The sequence below is a fragment of the Streptomyces sp. E2N166 genome, assembly GCF_003671715.1.
In the GTDB taxonomy this organism is placed as follows: domain Bacteria; phylum Actinomycetota; class Actinomycetes; order Streptomycetales; family Streptomycetaceae; genus Streptomyces; species Streptomyces thinghirensis.
In genome coordinates this window covers 182,676-186,690 of the sequence record NZ_RAIF01000032.1, presented here as the reverse complement: position 1 = coordinate 186,690, position 4,015 = coordinate 182,676, and the positions used below count along the sequence as shown (strand labels likewise).

Genomic DNA, 4,015 nt, shown 5'->3' with positions numbered 1-4,015 from the left:
CCGGAGCGCACTGGTCTTGCCGCTGCCGCTGGGCCCGGCGAGCACGGTGAGCGGACCGAGCGGCAGCACGGCGCGCCGATGCCCGGCGAAGGCGGACAGCCGCAGCTCCGTGATGCGGGGCCGGTCCGGGTGGGGCGGGGCGGGAGTGGCGGACACCGTTGACGCAGTTGACACGGCCATATGCGGACCGTAGAAGTCCGGCTCGTGGCGAACCGTTTTGCCCGGAGGACGTTCCTACGATCGGGGGACGGCACCGTCAGGGCCGGGGCGCTCGTCACACCTGAGAGGACGTCTCGGCACATGGCACCGCGCGCGCCCCGCCGGCCCCGTCACCCCCCGGGAACCTCCGCCGCGCCCTCCATCAGCCCGTTCACCTCGGTCCCGGCCGGCGTCAGCAGGAAGACGTTGCGGTCGACGCGGTGCATGCCGCTGGCCAGGCCGAAGACGACGCCCGTACTGAAGTCCAGTACCCGTTTGGCGACCTCGGTCTCGGCGCTGGTCAGGTCCAGCAGGACCGGAATGCCCGCCATGAGGATCTCGGCGACCTCGCGGGCGTCCGCGAACACGTTGACCCGCAGGACGACGAAACGGCGACGCGTCTCCGTCTCCGCCTCCGGCATCGCCCGGTGGCCGACCGCGGACGGCCATGCGTCGCGCCCGCGCAACGGAACGACCTGGGCGAGCCCCTCCCACTGTTCATCGGTGACGTCGTGGCTGTTCACCGGCTCCCCCGATTTCACTCGCCTTCATTGCCTGCACCAGCCAATTCTTACGCCAAGTCACCCGTTCGGCCCAACAGCGACACGGTTCGCGACGCTCCGTGTCCGGTGATTGCCACCGCGACCGCCGGGGTACTCAGCGACGGCCGCTCCGCATGCGCGGGCGCCGTAGCCGTGCCGACACCCGAAGGAGAGCCCATGGGTGCGCTGGACCTGCCCGAACCCGTCACTCGCGAAGGGGCGCCGCCGCCGGTCGACACCGTCGCGCTCCAAGCCGCACTGCGCGAGCGGGTCGACGGTGAGGTCCGCTTCGACGCCGGGAGCCGGGCGGCGTACTCCACGGACGCCTCGAACTTCCGGCAGACGCCCATCGGCGTGGTCGTCCCGCGCACCCCCGAGGCCGGTGCCGAGGCGGTGGCCGTGGCGCGGGAGTTCGGTGCGCCGGTTCTGTCGCGGGGCGGCGGGACGAGCCTGGCGGGACAGTGCACCAACGCGGGGGTGGTGCTCGACTGGTCGAAGTACTGCACCCGTGTGGAGTCGGTGGACACCGATGCCCGCACCTGCGTCGTGCAGCCGGGGATCGTGCTGGACGACCTCAACCGGCAGCTCGCGCCGTACGGGCTGCGCTACGGGCCCGAGCCCGCCACCCACGCCAACTGCACCATCGGCGGCATGATCGGCAACAACTCCTGCGGCGCCACCGCGCAGGCGTACGGCAAGGTCGTCGACAACATCGCCCGGCTGGAGGTGCTGCTCTACGACGGGACCCGCTTCTGGTGCGGGGAGACCGGCGACGAGGAGTACGCCGGGATCGAGCGGCAGGGCGACCTGCGGGCGACCGTCTACCGGCGGCTGCGCGCGCTGCGCGACACATACGGGGACGAGATCCGCCGCCGGTTCCCGGAAATCCCGCGCCGGGTGTCCGGCTACAACCTGGACTCGCTGCTGCCCGAGCACGGCTTCGACGTCGCCGGGCTGCTGGTGGGCAGCGAATCCACGCTGGTCACCGTCCTGCGGGCGGAGCTGGAATTGGTGCCGGTGGTGAAGGAACGGGTGCTGGTGGTGCTCGGGTTCGACGTCATCGACAAGGCCGCCGACGCCGTGCCCGACATCCTGCCGCACGAACCGATCGCGCTGGAGGGCGTGGACGCACGGCTGGTCCGGGACCAGCGGATCAAGCGCCTCAACGACAAGGCGCTCGCCGAGCTGCCCGACGGCAACGCCTACCTGCTGGCGCAGTTCGGCGGCGACACCGTCGAGGAGGCGGGCGCGCGGGCGCACCGGATGCTGGAGGCGGTGCACCGCTCCGAGCACGACGCGGACTGCTCGTTCCTCGACGACCCGGCGAACGAGCAGGCGCTGTGGCAGGTCCGGGAGGCCGGGCTCGGTGCCACCGCGCACATCCCGGGCAAGCCCGACACCTTCGAGGGCTGGGAGGACTCGGCGGTCGCCCCCGAGAAGCTGGGCGACTACCTGCGGCGGCTGCGCGCGCTCTTCGAGGAGTTCGGCTACCTGAGCGACACCGGACCCAGTCTGTACGGGCACTTCGGGCAGGGCTGTGTGCACACCCGGATCCCCTTCGACCTGTACACCGCGGACGGGGTGGCTACGTACCGGAGGTTCATGGAGCGGGCGGCCGATCTCGTCGTGGAGTTCGGCGGGTCGCTGTCCGGCGAGCACGGGGACGGGCAGAGCCGGGGCGAGCTGCTGCCGCGGATGTTCGGGGACGAGCTGGCCGAGGCGTTCGGGCGGCTGAAGGCCGTCTTCGACCCGCTGGACCGGATGAACCCGGGGAAGGTCGTCGCGCCGTACGGGCTGGACGAGAACCTGCGCCTGGGCGGCGACTGGGCCCCGTACGAGCCCCGCGACCTGCGTTTCCGCTTCCCGCACGACGGCGGGTCGTTCTCCCAGGCCGCCAATCGGTGCGTGGGCGTCGGAAAGTGCCGGCAGCACACCACTGAAGGCACGGTCATGTGTCCGTCGTACCAGGTGACACGGGAGGAGGAGCACTCCACCCGGGGCCGGGCCAGGCTGCTGTTCGAGATGCTCGACGGGCACGGGGACGGCGCGATCCAGGACGGCTGGCGCTCGGAGGCGGTCAAGGACGCCCTCGATCTCTGTCTGGCCTGCAAGGGATGCAAGAAGGACTGTCCGGCGGACGTGGACATGGCCACGTACAAGGCGGAGTTCCTGTCCCACCACTACGAGGGGCGGCCGTGGCGCAGGCCGCGCTCCGACTGGTCGATGGGCTGGCTGCCCGCGCTCGCCCAGGCCGTGGGGCGCACCCGCCTCGCGCCGGTGGTCAACGCGCTCACGCACGCTCCGCTGCTGTCGAAGGCCGCCGTGCTGGTGGCGGGGGTGGCGGACCGCGAGGTGCCGCTCTTCGCGGAGCAGACCTTCGAGCGGTGGTTCGCCCGCCACGAGCCGCTCGGCGACGGGCGGCGCGGGACAGTGCTGCTGTGGCCGGACACCTTCACCAACCATTTCCATCCGCACATCGGACGGGCGGCGGTACGGGTGCTGGAGCACGCCGGCTGGCGGGTGGAACTGCCGTCCGAGCCGCTGTGCTGCGGGCTGACCTGGATCTCCACCGGTCAGCTCGGGATGGCGGAGAAGGTGCTCACCCGGACAGTGCGCGGACTGGCGGAGCACGTGCGGGCGGGCGGTCTGGTGGTGGCGCTGGAGCCGAGCTGCACGGCCGTGTTCCGGGCGGACGCGGCGGAGATGTTCCCCGGCGACCAGGACGTGCGCCGGCTGGGCGAGCAGACGGTGACGCTGTCGGAACTGCTCACCGAGCACTCCCCCGGCTACGAGCCGCCGCGGGTGCCCGACCGGTCCGCGAAGGCGCTGGCGCAGGTGCACTGCCACCAGCACGCGATCATGGGCTGGGAGGCCGACCGGGAACTGCTGCGCCGGGCCGGGGTGGACGCCGAGCGGCTGGACTCCGGCTGCTGCGGACTGGCCGGCAACTTCGGCTTCGAGCGCGGCCACCTGGACGTCAGCGAGGCGTGCGCGGAGCGGGTGCTGCTGCCGCGGCTGCGGGCGGAGGACGAGGCGACCGTCGTACTCGCCGACGGCTTCAGCTGCCGGACGCAGATCCACGAGTTCGACAGCGGCGGCCACGAGGGCGTGCACCTGGCGGAGCTGCTGGCCTCGGCACTCCCCGGCGCCGCGGGCGACACGGACGTCCCCGGCAGCGCGTACGGCACGGCGCCGGGCGCCCGGCCGGTGGCCCCAGGGCGGCGGGCCAGGGCCCTGGCCCTCGCGGGCACGGGGCTGGCCGCCGTCGGCGCGGC

The 4,015-nt window shown here is 72.7% G+C and carries 2 protein-coding genes and 1 pseudogene; 1 reads left to right on the top strand and 2 read right to left on the bottom strand.

The annotated features are described in order from the left end of the window. Together EBH09_RS27930 and EBH09_RS27925 are read right to left on the bottom strand one after the other, a co-directional pair. A pseudogene (locus EBH09_RS27930) lies at positions 1–180 on the bottom strand (ATP-binding protein); the annotation flags it as partial. Between the two features lie 149 nt (positions 181–329). Next, a complete protein-coding gene (locus tag EBH09_RS27925; RefSeq protein WP_238697458.1) occupies positions 330–722 on the bottom strand; it encodes a cell division protein SepF in 393 nt (130 codons plus the stop codon). A 195-nt stretch (positions 723–917) separates the two neighbouring features. Here EBH09_RS27925 and EBH09_RS27920 point away from each other — a divergent pair. After that, positions 918–4,015, top strand: a 3,098-nt coding sequence (locus EBH09_RS27920; protein ID WP_193776727.1) for an FAD-binding and (Fe-S)-binding domain-containing protein, incomplete at its 3' end; no start/stop codon positions are given.